Source organism: Micromonospora endolithica, assembly GCF_003626595.1.
GTDB lineage: Bacteria > Actinomycetota > Actinomycetes > Mycobacteriales > Micromonosporaceae > Micromonospora > Micromonospora endolithica.
Genome location: NZ_RBAK01000003.1, coordinates 318,343 through 337,101, shown reverse-complemented (window position 1 = coordinate 337,101; position 18,759 = coordinate 318,343). Strand labels below are relative to the sequence as shown.

Here is an 18,759-nt window from a genome sequence, read left to right as displayed (position 1 = left end):
GGATCGATGGCGTCGTCTCTCGGTATGAGAACACGTGCCGAGCACCGGCAAAAGGGCCTACGAGCAGGGCTTTTACCCGTGTAACGGCAGGGCTTCCAGGGACGCTGTTGAGGGGTTCGAGCACCGAATGGGATTGCCGCGCGGGGGTCCTGCTGCTTGGGTGTCCCCATGGCGGGCTTCATCATCCTGGAGGACGGCCGCGCGTTCGCCGGCGGCAACCGGGGCATCGACCTGGCGCTGGAATACCTGGCCGCCGAACTGCCGGACGGGCCGTTCCGCAGCTGGCTGCTCGACCAGCGGGCGAAAATCCGGGGCATGGGCCTGACCAGCGTGGACCTCCGGGAGCTGGCACCGGACAACCGCGAGGTCTTCTACCGCGCGGTCCGTGCTGCGGCGGTAGGGGTGCGCGACCGCGACCCGGAGTTCGCCGAGTTCTTCGACCATCTGCCGGAGATGATCCGCCGCTGGGAGGCCGGCGAGCCGCCGGAGGAGTACAACCCGCACATGCGGGCCCTCATCCCACCCACCGGTGACCGACGCGGGCCCGGCTGGGAGTAGCGCCGCTCAGAGCACGTGGGTGGCCCGCTCGGCGGCCCGGTGGGCGGCGGCGGTCGCGGCGTCCGCGCAGAGGACCACCGACGCGCCGGCGGACAGCGGGGCGAGCAGCCACTTCAGTGGTTGCTCGTGCTCGGTCGCGTCGACCAGCAGCCGGTCACCGGCCCGCAGGCCGATCTGCCCGGCGACCTCGGCGGCGAGACTCCCCCACGCGCCGTAGCTGGTGCCGTCCGGGGTCGCCGGGTCCGACGCGCGGACGGCGGCGTACGCGGGTGCGTCGTCGCCGTGCCGCAGCACCTCGGTCGACCAGTCCAGCCACCCGGCCGGCACGTCGGCGCGCGGTACCGGCCCGGTGCCGACCAGGTAGCGGTGCGCCCCCTCGGGTACGTCCTCCAACCAGTCGTCCAGCCGTTCCGGCGTCACGAACACCGCGTCGTACGGCCGGTCACCGCCCGGCTCGAGCACCGGCAACCCGGCGGTGGCGCGCGGCCGGAACGACACGGCCATCCCGACCGACCAGGCACCCAGCAGGACCGCGGCGGTACGCCAGTGCGGCGGCAGCAGCACCGCCACCCGGCTGCCAGGGGCCAGGCCGCAGCCGTCACGCAGCAGCCCGGCGCAACGGGCCGCCCAGTCGCCCAACTCGCTCGCGCCCAGGTCGACGCGCTCACCGGTGGCGTCGTCCAGGTAGGTGAGCAGCGGCTCGACGGTCGCGGTGATCCCGTCGGGACCGGCGGGCACGGGAACGTGAGTGGTCACGGCACATCTCCCCACAGGCGGTACGGCCAGTTCACCCTATCGGTGCCACCCGTCGACTTTGGTCGACGTCCGGTAGTCCGACAGCCGTATCGCCGCCGCCACCCGGCCCGGCACGGTGGGGGAACCCGGGGGGAGGAACACGACGATGACCGATCCACACGGCGCTCCGGCCGGCTGGCGACGGCTCGCACCGGCGGTGACGCTCCTCTTCCTCGCCCCGTGGGCGGCCGAATGCTCGTGGGGTGGCTTCGCGGTCACCGACATGCTCTTCGTGATCGTCGTGCTGGCCCCGATGTACGGCGGCGCGGCGCTGCTGATCCGGGAGGCGGCCCGGCGTACCGGCGGCGGGTGGCCGATGATCGTGCTGCTCGCCGCCGCCTTCGGCGTGGCGCAGGCCGGTCTGGTCGACCAGTCCCTGTTCAACCCCGACTTCCTCGCCGACACCGAGTTCGCCGACCTCCAGGCGGCGGACCGGACCCGGGTGCCGGTGCTCGGCATCAGCGCCCAGGAGGCGCTCAGCTACCTGGGCAACCACGTCGCGCTCACCATCTGCGCGCCGATCGCGGTCGTCGAGTCGTACCTCTCCCCGGCCCGGCGGCAGCGGCCCTGGCTGCGGACCCCGGGCCTGGTCGGGACGGTCGCCCTCTACCTGGCGGGCAGCCTCTTGATCTTCTCCGACGACTCCGGGCGGAAGGGTTTCGTGGCCGCACCCGGGCAACTCGTCGGCGCCGCGGTGGTGGTGCTGGCCCTGGTCGCGGCGGCGGCGCTGCCCCGCTGGCGTCGCCGGCCGCCGCGGGCCGGGGCCCGTCCGGCGCCGCGGGCCCGGTGGGTGGTGACGGCCGTGCTGATCGCGTACGTCGGCGTGAACCTGGTCTCCGGCTGGCCCGCGGTGGCCGGGTGGGTCGCCGTCGCGGCCCTGCTGGTGACGGTGCTGGCCCGGTGGTCCGGGCGCACCGGATGGCGGCAGCGACACGTGCTGGCCGGTGCCGGCGGGGCGCTGCTGGGGGCGTCCACGCTGGCCTACCTGATCCCGCCGTACGCGGCGGCCTCCCGCACCGAGGCACTGGTCAGCGACGTGGCCGTGAGTGTGGTCGCGCTGGCCCTGCTCACCGGCGCGTCCGCCCGCCTGCACCGCCGCCCGCCGTCGTCGCGCGCGGGCACGCCCGCACCGGCGGAGTGCGGGCGTTAACAAGGGGCCCTTCCTCTACCGGAGGCGTTAAGAAGGGGCCCTTCCTTACGCCGGGAGCTGCGGGCCGGCGGTGAGCAGCGGCGCGAGCAGGTCGCCGTCCCGCTCCACCCGCTTCAGCACCTCCGAGGCGGTGTACGGCTTCGTCGCCGGTCGCTTCCCGGCCGCCCCGGCGGCCACCTCGTCCCAGGTCAGCGGCGTCGACACCGAGGGTGCCGCCTGGGCCCGCAGCGAGTACGGGGCGACCGTCGTCTTCGCCGCGTTGTTCTGGCTCCAGTCGATGAAGACCTTCCCGGGCCGCAGGTTCTTCGCCATCCGCGACACGATCAGCTTCGGGTGTTCCTTCTCCAGCTCCTGGGCGATCCGCCGGGCGTAGCCGGAGACGAGATCGGCGTCCTGGGTGCCGCTGATCGGGCAGCAGAGCTGCATGCCCTTCTTGCCGGACGTCTTCGGGTACGAGTCGATCCCGTCGGCGGCCAACCGGTCCCGCATCAGCACCGCCACCTGGCAGCACTGCCGCAGCGTGGCCGGCGCACCCGGGTCCAGGTCGACCACCATCAGGTCCGGGTGCTCGCCGACCTTCCACTGCGGCGTGTGCAGTTCCAGCGCGGCGAGGTTCGCCAGCCAGACCAGGGTGGGCAGGTCGTCGGCGACGACGTAGTCGATGGTCTCCCGCCCCTTCGTCGAGCCGGGCGCGGGCAGGGTCTCCACCCGTACCCAGTCGGGGGTCGCGGCCGGGGCGTTCTTCTCGAAGAACGACCCGCCGGTGACCCCGTTGGGGAACCGGATCCGGGTCAGCGCCCGGTCGGAGAGGTGCGGCAGCAGCACCGGGGCGATCCGGGTGTAGTAGTCGATCACCTCGCCCTTGGTGAAACCCACCTCCGGGAAGAGGACCTTGTCCAGGTTGGACAGCTCCAGGGACCGGCCCTGCACGTCCACCCTCAGCCGCTCACCCGGCATCCTCGACCTCCTCGGCGGGCTTGTCCGGCCGCAGCCGCAGCACCCGGGGGAAGCGCAGCCGGCCGTCCGGGGTGCGCTGGCCGTACTTCACCTCCACCACCACCCGGGGAGTTACCCAGATCGCCCCCCGGGCATCCTCGCGCGGCACGTCCCCGGCGAACGGCGACGCGCCGGTCCGCAGCGGCTCCAGCTCGCGCAGCAGTTCCCGCTCGATCGCCGCGCCGATCCCGCCGCCCACCCGTCCCCGGTAGGTGAGCCGGCCGGCCGGGCCGGGCACGCCGACCAGCAGACCGCCGATCTTCCGCGCGCCGGGTCGCCAGCCCCCGACCACGAAGTCACCGGTGACCTCCAGCTTGACCTTCACCCAGTCCGGCGAGCGCACCCCGGGCCGGTACACCGAGTCGACGCGCTTGGCCATCACCCCCTCCAGGCCGTGCTCGCCGGCCGCGGAGTAGGTGGCCGGGCCGTCCGGGAAGACCGGCGGCACCGCCCACCGGGCCGCGCCCAGTCCAAGGCCGTCCAGCGCCGCCCGCCGCTCGTGGTACGGCCGGCCGGTGAGGTCCGTACCGCGCAGCCGCAGCACGTCGAAGATCATGTACGTGACGGGGATGCTCGCCGCCAGCCGGGCCGCCTTCGCCGCGTTCCGCACGTGCATCCGCTCGGCCAGGGCGGTGAACGACGGTTGGCCGGTCTGGTTGAACAGCACCACCTCGCCGTCGAGCAGCACGTCGTCGACCTGCTCGGCCAACGGCACCAGCTCCGGGTACGCGGCGGTGATCTCCACACCCGAACGGGCGTACAGGTGGGGGTGGCCGCCGGAGATGTCGGCGATGGCCCGGACCCCGTCCCACTTGAACTCGAATGCCCAGCCGGCACCCGCCGGGAGCTGCCCGGTCATCGCGAGCATCGGCTTGAGCGGCGCGCCGGGCACGATCCGACTGTAGTAGCCGGCCGAACACCTCGCGTGGAGTTCGATCGGATGCGAGCATGGTCGATACCGGGGAAGGGAGTACGAGATGCGGGCGATCTGGAAGGGGGCGGTCTCGTTCGGGCTGGTCTCGATCGCGGTGAAGCTCTACTCCGCGACCGAGGAGAAGGACATCCGTTTCCACCAGGTGCACCGCGAGGACGGCGGTCGGATCCGCTACAAGCGCACCTGTCAGATCTGCGGCGAAGAGGTCACCTACGACGACATCGCCAAGGGGTACGACATCGGTGGCGGCGAGATGGTGATCCTGACCGACGACGACTTCGCCGACCTGCCGCTGACCAGTTCACGGGCGATCGACGTGTTGGAGTTCGTGCCCGCCGAGCAGGTCGACCCGATCCTCTACAACAAGGCGTACTTCCTGGAGCCGGAGGGCACCGCCACCAAGCCGTACGTGCTGCTGCGTGACGCGCTGACCGACTCCGAGCGGGTGGCGATCGTCAAGGTGGCGCTGCGCCAACGGGAACAGTTGGCCACCCTGCGGGTCCGCGAGGGCGTGCTGCTGCTCAACACGATGCTCTGGCCGGACGAGATCCGGAAACCGGACTTCGGTTTCCTCGACGAGGACCTGAAGGTGCGCCCGCCGGAGCTGGCGATGGCCAGCTCGCTGATCGACTCGATGGCCGGCGAGTTCGAGCCGGACGCCTTCACCGACGACTACCGGGCCGCGTTGCAGGAGGTCATCGACGCGAAGGTGGAGGGCCGCGAGGTCGTCCAGCCGGAGGAGGTCGAGGAGGCCCCGGCGGCGGCGGTGGACCTGATGGCGGCCCTGAAGGCGTCCGTGGAACGGGCCCGGGCGGCGCGCGGCGAGGCACCCGAGCGCACCGGTGGCGGTGGCGGCGAGCCGACGCCGATCTCGTCGGCGCGCTCGGCGCAGAAGAAGGCCGCCGAGAAGAAGGCCGCCAAGGCCCCGGCGAAGAAGACCGCGCCGAAGAAGACGGCGGCGAAGAAGGCCGCCCCGAAGAAGACCGCCGAGGCGGAGAAGAAGGCCCCGGCCAAGAAGGCCGCCCCGAAGAAGGCCCCCCGCAAGACCGCCTGAGGTGTCCGGAAGGTCCCCGCGGTCGCGCGGCGACGACGGTTGCCTTGACGCCGGTGGCAAGGTCTAGCGTCGGTCGCGACGCCACCGGCGAGGGAGGTCGGATGCTGATCGGCGAGTTGGCGGAGCGGGCGGGTACGAGCACCCGCGCGCTGCGCTACTACGAGACGCACGGGCTGGTCCGGGCGGCCCGCTCCGCGAACGGCTACCGGGTCTACGACGAGGCCGAGCTGCACGTCGTACGTGAGATCCGGGCGCTGCTCGCGGTGGGCTTCGGCCTCGACGACATCCGCCCGTTCGTGGCGTGCCTGCGCGCCGGAAACACGTCCGGGCACGTCTGTCCCGATTCGGTGGCGGTGCTCCGCCGGAAGCTGGCCGAGGTCGACGCCGGCATCGAGCGGCTGCACGCGGTCCGGCAGGAGTTGCGGGACCAGCTCACCCACGCCATCGCCCTTCGGGAGGAAACATGCTTGAGACTGCGCGGACCGGCTCGCTGACCGTCGTCACCGACGACACCTTCGCCTCGGTGGTGCTGGCCGCCGACCGGCCGGTGGTGGTGGACTTCTGGGCGGAGTGGTGCCCGCCCTGCACGGCCATCTCCCGCAGCCTGGCCGAGCTCGCCGAGGAGTTCGCCGGCCGGATGATCGTGGCGACCCTCGACACGGACGAGAATCCGGAGACCACCCGCGCCCACGGTGTCATGTCACTACCCACCCTGCTGGTGTTCCACCGGGGCGAGGTCGTCGGGTCGATCGTGGGAGCCCGCCCGAAGCACCACCTGCGCCAGTCCCTGAGCCGGCACCTGGCGGGCTGAGCCGCCGGCCGAGCGACCCGTCAGGCAATGTTCTGCCGGGCGGGTGGCTCGGCCGCCCGGCCGGGCGTGATCCCGGGGCGGGAAGCGGACATTCGGCGGTGGCCGGAGCGGCACGAAGGGCGTCCGGCCGGGTACCGTGTGCGTCGGCCTTTCCCCCGGCACCCGGATGCCGGTCACCCACCTTCGAGCAGGGAGTCGACGCCGTGAGCGAGCGTACGCAGAACCGGGCCCAGAAGTCGGAGCGGCGACTGGCCGCCCAGCTCGCCGAGCAGAAGGCGGCCGAGGCGAAGCGCCGCCGGCAGGCGTGGGCCGGTGGACTCGCCGGTGTCGCGGTGGTGGCCGTACTGATCACCGTCTTCGTGATCGTCGGCCGTGGCGGCGACGACGACGCCGCCGACCAGGCCGGGTCCGCTCCGACGGGCGCCCCGTCGGCGTCGGCGTCGGCGTCGGCCGCCCCCGCGGGTGCGGGTGCGCCGCTGCCGGAGGGTGCCGACCCGGCGCTGAACACGCAGCCGACGGTCGAGGCGGGCGAGGGTGAGCTGTCCAAGCTGGTCGTCACGCCGCTGATCAAGGGCACCGGCCCGGCCGTGAAGAAGGGCCAGACGATCACCACCAACTACGTGGGCGTGTTCTACGCCGACGGCAAGGAGTTCGACTCCTCGTGGAGCCGGGGCGAGCCGGCCAGCTTCCCGATCGGCGTCGGCCAGGTCATCCCGGGCTGGGACCAGGGCCTGGTCGGGGTGAACGTCGGCAGCCGCGTGCAGCTCGACATCCCGGCCGAGCTGGCGTACGGCAAGGACGCCTCCGGCGGTCGCCCGGCCGGTCCGCTGCGCTTCGTCGTGGACATCCTCGCCGCGCAGTGACTCCGCCCGACGCGCCGGTTCCCGTCGTCGGGGCCGGCGCGTCGGCCGATCGTGATGCAGTTGCCCACAGAGGGCTTCCGGCCCGTCACCCGGCGGCAGTAGGTTGGGCGACGTGACGGCGCTGGACGACCTGGGGCAGACCGCCCGGCTGATGTGGACGCACTACGAGCCGGTGCACGCGGTCACCTATTTCCACCCGCGTTCCCGCGCGGCGACCGAGGCGATCGGGCTGCGAGGCTACTGGCGGGGCTACTTCGCCGGCCGCGCCGCGCCGCTGGGCGCGGTCGACGCCGCGCCGGTGGTCGCCGCGTTCTTCAGCTTCGCCCCGCCGATGGTCGCCCGCGCACTGCCGTCGGTGTGGAGCCTGGCCACGCCCGAGGAGGCGCTGCGGGCCCGGCTCACCGGGGCGGTGCAGGCGCTCGCCGAGTTGACCTACGAGCTGCCCGAGGCGCACCTGGTCGAGGCCGCCGAGCTGCTGGAGGCCGCCGCCGGGGAGGTGGACACCGCCGGCCGGGTGCTCGGTGCGGCGAACGCCGCCCTGCCGCGCGGTGAGTACCCGCTGGCCCGGCTCTGGCAGGCCGCCACCACGCTGCGCGAGCATCGGGGCGACGGGCACATCGCGGCGCTGGTCGCCGCCGGCCTCGACCCGGCGGAGACGCTGGCCTGGAAGGTCGCGCTGGGCACCGATCCGGTGAATCTGCTCGGCCGGGGCTGGACCGAGGAGCAGTGGACGGCGGCCCGTGACCGGCTCACCGGGCGGGGCTGGCTGACCGCCGACGGCGAGCCGACCGCCCACGGTCGGACCACGTTCGACGCGGTCGAGGACGCCACCGACGTCGCCGCCGCGCGACCGTGGCGGGTCCTCGGCGCGGACCGCGTCGACCGGCTGCGGGAGCTGCTGGAGCCGATCGCCCGCGCCGCGCACACCGTCATCCCGGCGGACAGCCCGATCGGTCTGCCCGCGCTGCGGAGCTGACCGGAGGACGCCGGTCGGGCAGGATGGGTCCCGTGGCGGATGCGGTGATCTTCGACCTGGACGGCGTGATCGTGGACTCCGAGCCGGTCTGGGAGGAGGTCCGGCGCGCGTACGTGGCGGCACACGGCGGCACCTGGCAACCGGACACCCAGCGCCGGCTGATGGGCATGAGCACCGGCGAGTGGGCCGAGTACCTGAGCGGGGAGCTGGGCGTCGACCGGACCGCCGAGCAGGTCGCCGCCGAGGTGGTCGAGGAGATGACCCGACGGTACGCGGCCCGCGTACCGCTGATCGACGGCGCGGACGACGTGGTGCGCCGGTTGGCCGTACGGTGGCCGCTGGGGTTGGCCAGTTCGTCGCCGACCCGGCTGATCGCGGCGGCGCTGCACGCGACGGGCCTGACCGACGCGTTCGGCGCGACCCTGTCGACCGAGCAGACCGCGCGGGGTAAGCCGGCGCCGGACGTCTACCTGGAGGTGGCGGCCCAGCTCGGGGTGGACCCGACCCGCTGCGTCGCCGTGGAGGACTCCTCCAACGGGGTCCGCTCGGCCGCCGCGGCCGGCATGGTGGTGGTGGCGGTGCCGCACGGGGCGTACCCGCTGGACCCGGACGCCGAGGACGCGGCGACGGTGGTCCTCGGCCGGATCGGCGAGCTGACCCCGGAGACGGTGCACGATCTCCGGGTGCCCCGGGCATGAGCGCGAGCGGGCCGGGTACCGCAGCCGACGGCGGACCGCGCAACGGCCCCGCCGGGTCGCAGGTGAGGGGACTCCGATGAAGGCGATCGTGTACGAGCGCACCGGCGACGCCTCGGTGCTGCAACTGGTGGACCGGCCGGTACCCGAGCCGGGCCCGGGTGAGGTGCTGGTCCGGATGGCCGTGTCGGGGGTGAACCCGACGGACTGGAAGGGCCGCCGCCAGTGGCCGTTGCCGGCCGGGTGGCAGATCCCCGGGCAGGACGGCGCCGGCGTGGTCGAGGCGGTCGGCGCGGGCGTCGACGCGCAGCTCATCGGCGAACGGGTGTGGATCTGGGAGGCCGCCTGGCAGCGGCCGTGGGGCACCGCCGCCGAGTACACGGTGGTCCCGGTCCGTCAGGCGGTACGCCTCGGTGACGCCTCGTTCGACCTGGGCGCGTCCCTGGGCATCCCGTTCCTGACCGCGCACCGGTGCCTGACCGCCGGTGAGTACATGCCGGAGAAGCTGCACGCCGGCGCGCTCGGTGACCACACGGTGCTGGTGCAGGGCGGGGCGGGTGCGGTGGGCAACGCCGCGATCCAGCTCGCCCGCTGGGCCGACGCCTGTGTCATCGCCACGGTCAGCAGCGCGGAGAAGGCACAGCTCGCGGCGGCGGCCGGCGCCGACTTCGTGATCAACTACCGGGAACAGGACGTGGTCGAGGAGGTCCGCAAGATCGCCCCCGACGGGGTGCACACCATCGTCGAGGTGGCCGCCACCCAGAACGCCGCCGCCGACGCGCAGCTGCTGCGGCACGGCGGCGCGGCCTGCGTGTACGCCGACGACGGCGGCGACACGGTGACCCTGCCGATCCGGCCGCTGATGACGCACAACGCACGGTGGCAGTTCGTCCTCGTCTACACCGAACCGAAGGCGGCGAAGGCGCAGGCCCTCGCCGACGTGGCCGCGGCGGTCGCCCAGGGCGCGGTACGGGTCGGGGAGGATGCCGGCCTTCCGCTGCACCGCTACCCGCTGGCGCGGACCGTGGCGGCGCACGAGGCGGTGGAGAACGGCGCGGTCGGCAAGGTGCTGATCAGCACCACCGACGAGCAGTGACGGCAGAACCGGACGAATTTCCCCGTCATCGGGGCAGAGGCGAACAACTTTCGCAAGAATGACGTTGCGGGTCGCCCCGCAGAAAGCGGGCGGCCCCGGCGCGGTGCGAACGCCGGGGCCGCCCTCTGGGGAGGGATGTTAGAGGGGTTGCCCCCTACCCTCACCGGCGACGGTGCGCCGAAAAACGTTACGGGACCGCCAACTCCCGTACGGACAGGCCGCCCTCGGCGTACCGGGAACGGACGACCTTCTTGTCGAACTTGCCGACGCTGGTCTTCGGGACCGCGTCGATGACCGCCCAGCGCTCCGGCAACTGCCACCGGGCGACCGAGCCGGCCAGGAACTCGCGCAGGTCCTCGGCACCGGCCGTGGCGCCCTCCCGGAGCACCACCGTGGCCAGTGGACGCTCGCCCCACTTGTCGTCCGGTACGCCCACCACGCAGGCCTCGACCACGTCCGGGTGGGCCATCAGCGCGTTCTCCAACTCCACCGAGGAGATCCACTCGCCGCCGGACTTGATCACGTCCTTGGCCCGGTCGGTCAGGGTGATGTAGCCGTCCGCCGACAGGGTGCCCACGTCGCCCGTACGCAGCCAGCCGTCCCGGAACTTCTCCTCGTCGGGCACGTCGTCCCCGACGTACCGTGCGGTCACCCACGGCCCACGGACCTCCAGCTCGCCGACGGACGTCCCGTCGGCGGGCAGCGGCTCGCCCAGCGGTCCGACGATGCGCGCCTCCACCCCGGCCGGGATCCGCCCCTGCGTGTAGCGGTAGCGCCAGGCCTCGTCACCGGTCGCCCCGGCCGGCGGGCGGGCCACCGAGCCCAGCGGAGACATCTCGGTCATGCCCCAGGCGTGGATGACCTCGATGCCGTGCCGCTCGGCGAAGGCGTGCATCAGCGCGGGCGGGCAGGCCGAACCGCCGACGATCACCTCCTTGAGCGAGGAGGTGTCCACGTCGTGGCCGTCCAGGTGGGCGAGCAGGTCGTTCCAGATGGTGGGTACCGCGCCGGCCAGCGTGGGCCGCTCGGCGACGATCATGTCGGCGATCGGGGCGGCCTGGAGGAAGCGGTCGGGCATGATCAGCGACGCGCCGGACAGGAACGCCGCGTACGGCAGCCCCCAGGACATCGCGTGGAACATCGGCACGATCGCCAGTTCGCGGTCGGTCGGCCCGAGCCCGAAGCCCTCCGGCATGCAGATCTGCAACGAGTGCAGATAGATCGACCGGTGCGAGTAGGCCACACCCTTGGGGTTGCCGGTGGTTCCGGAGGTGTAGCAGAGCGCGGCAGCGTCGCGTTCGTCCAGCTCCGGCCAGTCGTAGGTGTCCGGCCGGTCGGCCAGCAGGGCGTCCCAGTGGTGTACGGCGATCCGGTCGCCGGCCGCCGCGACCAGCGGGGCCGGGTCACCACCGCCGACCACCACCACGTGCCGCACCGTGGTCATCTCGCCGATCACCCGGGCCAGCAGCGGGATGAGCGTCGAGTCGACCAGCACCACCCGGTCCTCGGCGTGGTTGGCGATGTAGGCGACCTGGTCCGGGAAGAGCCGGATGTTGAGGGTGTGCAGCACCGCGCCCATGCTCGGCACGGCGAAGTAGGCCACCAGGTGCTCGTTGTTGTTCCACATGAAGGTCGCCACCCGCTCGTCGCCGGTGACGCCGCACTCGGCACGCAGCGCGTGGGCCAGCCGGGCCGCGGTCCGGCCCACCTCCGCGTAGGTCATCCGGCGTGGCTCGGCGCCGGTCCAGGTGACGACCTCGGCCGTGCCGTGCACGGTGGTGCCGTGGGTGAGGATGCGGGAGACCTGCAACGGGGCGTCCATCATCGTGCTACGCATGGGTAACAAGCTAGTGTCGCCGGTCACACGTTGGGAACCCCGGAATCCCGAACGTCGGGGCGCGGTCCTCGTAAATTGTCCGGGTGAGTATCTCCTGGGCGGAGTCGTACGTCGGGCAGCTGCGCGCCCTGGCCGGTGACCGGACGCTGATGTTCGTCGGCGCCCGGGCCGTGGTGCGGAACACCGCCGGACGTGTCCTGCTGATCCGCCGCTCGGACAACGGCCAGTGGGCGCTGCCGGCCGGCGCGATGGAGCTGGGCGAGTCGATCGCGGACTGCGCGGTCCGTGAGGTCCGCGAGGAGACCGGGCTGCGCGCCCTGCGGGTCAGCGCCTTCGCCCTCTACACCGGGCCGGACCGCACCAGCACCAACATGTACGGCCACACCTACCAGATCTTCACCACGGCGTTCCAGGTCGAGGAGTGGGACGGCGAACTGCTCCGGGTCACCGACGAGACGATCGACGCCGGCTTCTTCCCCCGCCACCAGCTCCCCGGCCCGCTGTCGGCCAGCGTCCCGGAGACCCTCGCCGACCTCGACGTCTTCGAGCAGACCAATCGCCTGCTCCTCAAGTAGCACCCGCCCGCCCCGCCCCGCCCCGGCCACCCACACCTGCGGCACCCTTTGCTCTGCTTCAACCCACGCACCGGTCCCGGCACGAAAGGGGTGCGTCCGTTGAAGCAGAGCAAAGGGTGTGCGGGGCGGGTGTGCCGGCGGGCCGCCCACACCCGGGCAGTGGCGCCGGGCTCCGCCGGGTGCCGGTCAGAGCAGTGTCTGGCTCTTCGACTCCATGTCCGCGGCCGCCTCCGCCTTCGACTCCTTGGCCAGCGGCTTGCCGCCCGCCGCCGGAGCCTCGCCGCCCAGGCCGTCGGTGCCGCCGGTGGCGCCCTCCGGACCGGCGCCGCGCAGCTTCTCGTTGGGCAGGGCGAGCGTGACCAGGACGGCCAGGATCGCGATCAGTCCGGTGGTCAGGAACACCAGGTGCAGGGACTCGACGAAGGAGAACTGCACGGCGGCGCGGACCGGGGCGGGCAGCGCCAGGATGGTGGCCGGATCGTTGATCGAGACGTCCGCGCCACCGCCCCCGACCGCCGCCCGCTGCTCCGGCGGCAACTGGGCGACCGCTCCGGGCAGCCGGTCGGCCAGTTCACCGTTCAGCCGGGAGGTGAGCACGGCGCCGAGGATCGCCACCCCGAAGGAACCGCCCAGCGACCGGAAGAACGTCGCCGAGGAGGTGCCGGCGCCCAGGTCGCGCATCGACACCGCGTTCTGCACCGCGAGGATCAGCGACTGCATGCACAGGCCCAGCCCGACACCGATCACCACCATGAAGCCGAACGCCGCCCAGAGCGAGCTGTCCACCTCCAGCCGGGTGAAGAGCAGCATCCCGACCACGAGCACCGCCGCCCCAGCCACCGGGAACCACTTGTACCGGCCGATCCGGCTCATCGCCCGCCCGGTCAGCACCGAGGTGACGATGATGCCGGCCATCATCGGCAGCATCAGCAGACCACTGCGGGTCGGTGAGGCGCCCTTGACGATCTGAAGGTAGAGCGGGATGAAGATGATCGACCCGAACATCACCAGACCGAGCACGAAGCCGGCCGAGTTGGCCAGCGCGAACGTGGGACTGCGGAACAGCCGCAGCGGAAGGATCGGCTCGGCCACCCGGGCCTCCTGGAGGACGAACAGCACCCCGAGCACCGCACCGGCCACGAAGAGCCCGATGATCACGCCGGAGCCCCAGGCGTACTCGTTGCCGCCCCAGCTCAGCGCCAGCAGCAGGCTGCTCACCCCGGCCACCAGAAGCCCGGCACCGAGCCAGTCGACCGAGTGGTCGCGGCGGGTGAACGGGATCAGCCGCATCACCCGGGAGCACACCACGATGGCGAGGATCGCCAGCGGCACGTTGATGTAGAAGATCCACCGCCAGTCGGTCTCCGCGAAGTACCCACCGACCAGCGGGCCGGCCACCGAGGAGACGCCGAACACGGCGCCGAAGAGCCCCTGGTAACGACCTCGCTCCCGGGGCGACACCACGTCCGAGATGATCACGAACGCCAGGGTCATCAGACCGCCGGCGCCCAGCCCCTGGATGCCCCGGGTGACGATCAGCTGGGTCATGTCCTGGGACAGACCGGCAAGCAGCGAGCCGAGCAGGAAGGTGCCGATCGAGAAGAGGAACACCGGACGACGCCCGTACAGGTCGGCCATCTTCCCGTACAGCGGGGTCGAGGCGGTGGACGCGAGAAGGTACGCGGTCACCACCCAGGAGTAGTGGTTGATGCCGCCCAGCTCGCCGACGATGGTCGGCAGGGCGGTACCCACGATCGTCTGGTCGAGCGCGGCCAGCAGCATGCCGGTCATCAGTCCGATCATGAGCAACCGGATCTGACGCCGGTTCAGTACCGGGGCTTCGGTGGTCATCCCGCATTCTTTCCCTCCCGACCGCGAACATGCCCGCACATCGCGAAAACCCCGCCAGACCTCGTGATCGACGAGGCCGGGCGGGGTCGGGACGCGGGACGGGTCAGGAGCGGGGCCGGGCGAACTCCTCGACGATCGCGGCACAGAAGGCGGGCAGGTCGTCGGGATTGCGGCTGCTGACCAGACCGCCGTCGGTGACCACCTCCTCGTCGATCCACTGGGCGCCGGCGTTGGTCAGGTCGGTTCGCAGACTGGGCCAGCTGGTCATCCGCCGGCCCTGGACCACGCCCGCCTCGATCAGCGTCCACGGGCCGTGGCAGATCACCCCGACCGGCTTGCCCGCGTCGAAGAACGCCCGCACGAACCGGACCGCGTCCGCGTCGGAGCGCAGGAAGTCCGGGTTCGCCACCCCGCCGGGCAGCACCAGGGCGTCGTACCGTTCGACGTCCGCCTCGGTCACGGTGACGTCCACGTCGTACGTCTTGCCGTGGTCGAGATGGTCGAAGCCCTGGATCTGACCCGGCGCGAGCGAGACCAGCTCCGCCGTGGCGCCCGCGTTCTCCACCGCCTCGCGGGGCTGGACGTACTCGACCTCCTCGACGCCGTCGGCGGCCAGGAAGGCGATCCGCTTGCCCTGAAGTGTCGTCGTTGCCATGTCGGTACTTCTCCTCTCCGGGGTACCTTCCGATCCTTCCCGGCACCCGGTGTCCGAAACGCGGCGACGATCACGGCAGGTTTGATCCCCCGGGCCCGGGGGACGCCGCAGGGCATGGCAGGAGCAGCAGCGGAGAAGCGCCGGCTCGCCAGTGTGGTGGAGAGCTGGCGGGGCCGACCCGTACTGATCCTCGGTGACGCCATGCTCGACGAGTGGCGCTTCGCCGAGTCCGACCGGCTCTGCCGGGAGGCGCCCGCACCCGTCCTCACCCTGCGCCGCCGCATCTCCGCGGCCGGCGGGGCGGCGAACACCGCGGTGAACGTGGCCGCGCTCGGCGGCCGGGCCGCCCTGGTCGCGCCGGTGGGCGCGGACGCCGCCGGGGACGAACTGCACGACTGCCTGGACCGGGCCGGTGTCTGGGACCGCACGGTCAGCCTGCACGGCCGGCCGACCGCCGTGAAACGCCGGATGCTCGCCGGCAACCAGATCCTGCTGCGGGAGGACTCCGGCGACCCGGACGACCTGCTCGACGAGGAGGGCGTGACGCGGCTGCTGACCGCGCTGGACCGCGCCACCGAGGAGTTGCGCGCCGCCGGTGGCGAGGCACCCACCCTGGTCGTCTGCGACTACGCGCTGGGCGGGCTGCCGACCGGCGTACGCGGGTGGCTGGTGGCCAACCGCGACCGTTACGCCACGGTGGCGCTCGACGCGCACGACCTGGCCGACTGGCGGGGGTTGGCTCCCACCGTGGTGACGCCGAGCTTCGCCGAGGCGAGCCGGCTGTTGGCCCGCGCCGCCGCCGGTTCCACCCGGCCGGTCGGCACCGACCTGCACCTGGATCACCCCGACGGCGAGGTTTCCGACGGGCCGTCCGAGCTGACCGTCGGCGTCGCCCCCGGCGAGGGTGCGGCCCGGCTCGGACCCACCGGTGAACCGACGCCCGGCGAGGGCCGCGTCGCGATGACCGGCGACGGCCTCAGCGTCACCGGGACCGGGGTGACCGTCAATGCCGGCGCGGGCGACGAGGTGGACCGGGCGACGCTCGCCGAGTCCCGCCTCGCCGAGCTGCGGGAGCACACCGGCGCCGAGGTCGTCGCGGTCACCCTGGACACCGACGGCGCGGTGGTCGGCGGGCCGGACGGCGAACGCCGGCGCAGCCACAGCACCCCGGTGCCGGCGAGCCACGCGGTGGGCGCGGGCGACGCCTACCTGGCGGCGATGACGCTGGCGCTGGCCGCCGACGCGCCGCTGCCGACCGCCGCGCAACTGGCTCAGCTCGCCGCCACGATAACCGTCTCGGACACCGGCACCTGCGTGTGCCGGCGGGAGGATCTGCTGGCCGCGTTGGACGCTCCGCGCGGGACCGCCGACCGGTCGACCCCGGTGGGTGCGGAGGAGCTGGCGACCATAGTGGACGAGCACCGCCGCGCCGGCCGGTCGGTGGTGTTCACCAACGGCTGCTTCGACGTGCTGCACCCGGGCCACGTCCGCTACCTGGCGCAGGCGCGGGCGCTCGGCGACCTGCTGGTGGTGGCGGTCAACTCCGACGGCAGCGTACGCCGGCTCAAGGGCGCGGACCGGCCGGTGAACCCGGTGGAGGACCGGGTCACCCTGCTGGCCGCGCTGGCCTGCGTGGACCACGTGGTGATCTTCGAGGAGGACTCCCCGGCCCGGCTGATCGAGGTGGTACGCCCCGACGTGTACGTCAAGGGCGGCGACTACCCGCCGGAGATGGTGCCGGAGGCGCCCCTGGTGCGGCGGCTGGGCGGGCAGGTCCGCACCCTCGGGTACGTGCCGGACCGGTCCACCTCGGCGATCATCGACCGGATCAGGTCGCACGGGCAGGACGTCTCCTCTCCGGTGGCGGGTCAGGCGTGAACCGGCCGCTCGACCCGGGCACACCCGACGGATTCCGCGCCGCGCGGCACCTGGATGTGCTGATCCCGACCCGCAACCGTCCCGCCGAACTCGCGGTCACCCTGTCCGGGCTGGCCGCCCAACAGGACGTACCCGGTTTCGGGGTGGTGGTCAGCGACCAGTCCGACGGCGAGGCCGCGTACCGGCATCCGGCGGCGGCGACCATGGTCCGGGCGCTGCGCCATCGTGGCCACCCGGTGCTGCTGACCCGCCGGCTGCCCCGGCGCGGGCTGGCCGAGCACCGGGCGGCGCTGCTGGCCGCCTCCGCCGCCCGGTACGTCCTCTGCCTCGACGACGACATCTGGTTGGAGCCGGACGCGCTGCACCGGCTGGTCACCGCGATCGAGGAGCTGGGCTGCGGTTTCGTCGGCAACGCGGTGCACGGGTTGTCCTATGTCGACGACGTACGGCCGGAGACGCACCGGCACTACGAGGAGTGGGACGGTCCGCCGACGCCGGAGCGGATCCGCCCCGGTACCCCGCAGTGGCAGCGGGCGTCCATCCACTCCGCGGCGAACCTGCTGCACGTGACCCGGACGGTGGACCTGCCGGCGGGATCGTGGCGGGCGTACAAGGTGTCCTGGATCGGCGGCTGCGTGTTGTACGACCGGGCGAAGCTGGTCGACTCGGGCGGGTTCGACTTCTGGCGGCGGGTGCAGGAGAAGCACCAAGGCGAGGACGTCGCCGCCCAGCTCGCCGTGTTGGCGCGCCACGGCGGCGCCGGTGTCCTGCCCAGCGGGGCCTACCACCTGGAATCCCCGACCACGGTCACCGACCGGGACGTGGAGGCGTGGGAGGTGGTGCTCGCCGACGAGGACACCCCGCAACCGGCGTGAGGTGTTAAGCGGGGGCCCTTCCTATGCATGAGGCGTTAGGAAGGGGCCCTTCCTTCGCTGTCCAGCAGCTCGCGGGCGGACTCCAGCACCTCGACGACCGGCACGTCGGCGACGAACGAGTCGCGGTGCGGGCACTCGCCGTCGCCGGGGCGGTGCGGGTAGATCCCGGGGGTGCAGTCGACGCCGCAGACCGGGCAGCGCACCGTCCAGGAACAGATCGGGCGGTGCCGGCCGCGCAGCGGGTTGGCCGTGTTGATCAGGTTACCGACCCAGAAGATGCCGACCGTCGGGGTGCCGACGGCGGCGGCCAGGTGCAGCGGTCCGGTGTCGTTGGACACCACCAGTTCACAGCCCGCGTACGCGCCGACCAGCCCGCCCAGGCTGAGGGTGCCCACCTGCGGGCGTACCGGCACGCCGGCCGCCGCGACCACCTCGTCCACCACCTCCCGTTCGCCGGGCGTGCCGGTGACCAGCACCTCGTACCCGTCGCCGTGCAGTTCCCGGGCCACCGTCCCGAAGCGGTCCGCCGGCCAGCGCCGACGGGTGTCGGAGGCACCGGGGTGCAGCGCCACCCGGGGCCGCCCGGCCGGGCCGAGCACTCGCGCCGCCTCGGCCCGGTCGGCGTCGGTGACCGCCAGCGTCGGCACGATCGTGGTGGCCGGGGCGCCCACCAGGGCGGCCACCTCCAGGTAGCGGATCACCTCGTGCTGGTAGTACACGTACCGGATCCAGCGGTCCAGTGGCGGCGCGTCCTCGGCGCGCAGCCCGGCGGTGACCCGGGCACCGAGCCGGGTGACCACCGGGTTGGAGTTGAGCCCCCCACCGTGCACCTGCAACGCCAGGTCGAAGCGCTCCTCGCGGGCCGCGGCCAGGAAGTCCTCCAGCGCCGACTCCGGCTCGCCGGGATCCGGTTGCCGGATCCCGGGCGCCGCCGGCACCACCAGGACGCGGTCCACCGGGCCGGGCCGGTCGCGCCAGAGCTTCGCGTGCCACGGCGCGCCGAGCAGCACGATCTCCGCCTCCGGGTACGCCGACCGCAGGGCGTCCAACGTCGGCAGGACGAAGATGAAGTCGCCGAGCGCGTTGGCGCGCAGCACGGCGATCCGCCGCACGTCGGGCACGCGCTCGACGGTCGGGCCGAGCAGGTTCGGGGTGGCCAC

19 protein-coding genes are annotated in these 18,759 nt (G+C 73.0%); 12 read left to right on the top strand and 7 right to left on the bottom strand.

Going from position 1 to position 18,759, the window contains the following annotated elements:
• Nucleotides 1-168: 168 nt before the first annotated feature.
• Entirely contained in the window at nt 169-558 is a 390-nt protein-coding gene (locus D7223_RS10805) for a hypothetical protein (protein WP_120727717.1), read from the top strand.
• 6 nt (nt 559-564) lie between these two features.
• Here D7223_RS10805 and D7223_RS10800 read toward each other — a convergent pair whose 3' ends face one another.
• Nucleotides 565-1,314: a TIGR03089 family protein gene (locus tag D7223_RS10800; RefSeq protein ID WP_238161798.1), complete on the bottom strand. Its 750-nt coding sequence runs from the start codon at nt 1,312-1,314 to the stop codon at nt 565-567.
• Nucleotides 1,315-1,459: 145 nt separating this feature from the next.
• Between D7223_RS10800 and D7223_RS10795 the strand changes: the two genes are divergently transcribed.
• The gene (locus tag D7223_RS10795; RefSeq protein ID WP_120727713.1) at nt 1,460-2,503 is read left to right on the top strand and encodes a hypothetical protein; all 1,044 of its coding nucleotides are present in this window, start codon (nt 1,460-1,462) and stop codon (nt 2,501-2,503) included.
• Nucleotides 2,504-2,548: 45 nt separating this feature from the next.
• Here the strand turns inward: D7223_RS10795 and ligD (D7223_RS10790) are convergent, their stop codons facing one another.
• Nucleotides 2,549-3,460, bottom strand: a complete 912-nt coding sequence (ligD, locus tag D7223_RS10790; RefSeq protein WP_120727711.1) for a non-homologous end-joining DNA ligase — start codon at nt 3,458-3,460, stop codon at nt 2,549-2,551.
• On the bottom strand, nt 3,450-4,391 hold the full coding sequence (ligD, locus tag D7223_RS10785) for a non-homologous end-joining DNA ligase (protein WP_120727709.1): 942 nt from the start codon (nt 4,389-4,391) through the stop codon (nt 3,450-3,452). Before ligD (D7223_RS10785) ends, ligD (D7223_RS10790) begins: the two co-directional genes overlap by 11 nt.
• An 85-nt stretch (nt 4,392-4,476) precedes the next feature.
• Between ligD (D7223_RS10785) and ku the strand changes: the two genes are divergently transcribed.
• The 7 genes from ku to D7223_RS10750 all read left to right on the top strand — a co-directional run bounded on the left by ku (nt 4,477) and on the right by D7223_RS10750 (nt 9,928).
• Nucleotides 4,477-5,487, top strand: a complete 1,011-nt coding sequence (gene ku, locus D7223_RS10780) for a non-homologous end joining protein Ku (protein ID WP_120727707.1) — start codon at nt 4,477-4,479, stop codon at nt 5,485-5,487.
• A 101-nt stretch (nt 5,488-5,588) separates the two neighbouring features.
• Nucleotides 5,589-5,981 (top strand): MerR family transcriptional regulator, encoded by a 393-nt coding sequence (locus tag D7223_RS10775; RefSeq protein WP_120727705.1) that lies wholly within the window; start codon nt 5,589-5,591, stop codon nt 5,979-5,981.
• On the top strand, nt 5,951-6,298 hold the full coding sequence (gene trxA / locus D7223_RS10770; protein WP_120727702.1) for a thioredoxin: 348 nt from the start codon (nt 5,951-5,953) through the stop codon (nt 6,296-6,298). The genes D7223_RS10775 and trxA overlap by 31 nt, the downstream gene beginning before the upstream one ends.
• Nucleotides 6,299-6,501: 203 nt before the next feature.
• Nucleotides 6,502-7,161, top strand: a complete 660-nt coding sequence (locus D7223_RS10765; protein ID WP_120727700.1) for an FKBP-type peptidyl-prolyl cis-trans isomerase — start codon at nt 6,502-6,504, stop codon at nt 7,159-7,161.
• 151 nt (nt 7,162-7,312) lie between these two features.
• Entirely contained in the window at nt 7,313-8,137 is an 825-nt protein-coding gene (locus D7223_RS10760; RefSeq protein ID WP_120728171.1) for an SCO6745 family protein, read from the top strand.
• A gap of 32 nt (nt 8,138-8,169) precedes the next feature.
• A complete protein-coding gene (locus D7223_RS10755) occupies nt 8,170-8,835 on the top strand; it encodes an HAD family hydrolase (RefSeq protein WP_120727698.1) in 666 nt (221 codons plus the stop codon).
• Nucleotides 8,836-8,911: 76 nt separating this feature from the next.
• Nucleotides 8,912-9,928, top strand: a complete 1,017-nt coding sequence (locus D7223_RS10750) for an NADPH:quinone reductase (RefSeq protein ID WP_120727696.1) — start codon at nt 8,912-8,914, stop codon at nt 9,926-9,928.
• Between the two features lie 187 nt (nt 9,929-10,115).
• Here the strand turns inward: D7223_RS10750 and D7223_RS10745 are convergent, their stop codons facing one another.
• On the bottom strand, nt 10,116-11,750 hold the full coding sequence (locus D7223_RS10745) for a fatty acid--CoA ligase (protein WP_186832427.1): 1,635 nt from the start codon (nt 11,748-11,750) through the stop codon (nt 10,116-10,118).
• A gap of 98 nt (nt 11,751-11,848) precedes the next feature.
• Between D7223_RS10745 and D7223_RS10740 the strand changes: the two genes are divergently transcribed.
• Nucleotides 11,849-12,340 (top strand): NUDIX domain-containing protein, encoded by a 492-nt coding sequence (locus D7223_RS10740; RefSeq protein ID WP_120727692.1) that lies wholly within the window; start codon nt 11,849-11,851, stop codon nt 12,338-12,340.
• A gap of 186 nt (nt 12,341-12,526) precedes the next feature.
• Here the strand turns inward: D7223_RS10740 and D7223_RS10735 are convergent, their stop codons facing one another.
• Together D7223_RS10735 and D7223_RS10730 are read right to left on the bottom strand one after the other, a co-directional pair.
• Entirely contained in the window at nt 12,527-14,191 is a 1,665-nt protein-coding gene (locus tag D7223_RS10735) for an MDR family MFS transporter (RefSeq protein WP_120727690.1), read from the bottom strand.
• A 103-nt stretch (nt 14,192-14,294) separates the two neighbouring features.
• Nucleotides 14,295-14,846 (bottom strand): type 1 glutamine amidotransferase domain-containing protein, encoded by a 552-nt coding sequence (locus tag D7223_RS10730; RefSeq protein WP_120727688.1) that lies wholly within the window; start codon nt 14,844-14,846, stop codon nt 14,295-14,297.
• A 114-nt stretch (nt 14,847-14,960) separates the two neighbouring features.
• On the opposite strand from D7223_RS10730, the gene rfaE2 reads away from it, so the two are divergent.
• Nucleotides 14,961-16,724, top strand: coding sequence for a D-glycero-beta-D-manno-heptose 1-phosphate adenylyltransferase (gene rfaE2, locus D7223_RS10725; RefSeq protein ID WP_120727686.1), 1,764 nt, complete (start codon nt 14,961-14,963; stop codon nt 16,722-16,724).
• Complete coding sequence (locus tag D7223_RS10720) at nt 16,721-17,599, top strand: glycosyltransferase family 2 protein (RefSeq protein ID WP_120727684.1); 879 nt, start codon at nt 16,721-16,723, stop codon at nt 17,597-17,599. Before rfaE2 ends, D7223_RS10720 begins: the two co-directional genes overlap by 4 nt.
• 35 nt (nt 17,600-17,634) lie before the next feature.
• Here D7223_RS10720 and D7223_RS10715 read toward each other — a convergent pair whose 3' ends face one another.
• On the bottom strand, nt 17,635-18,759 hold the full coding sequence (locus D7223_RS10715) for a glycosyltransferase family 9 protein (RefSeq protein WP_120727682.1): 1,125 nt from the start codon (nt 18,757-18,759) through the stop codon (nt 17,635-17,637).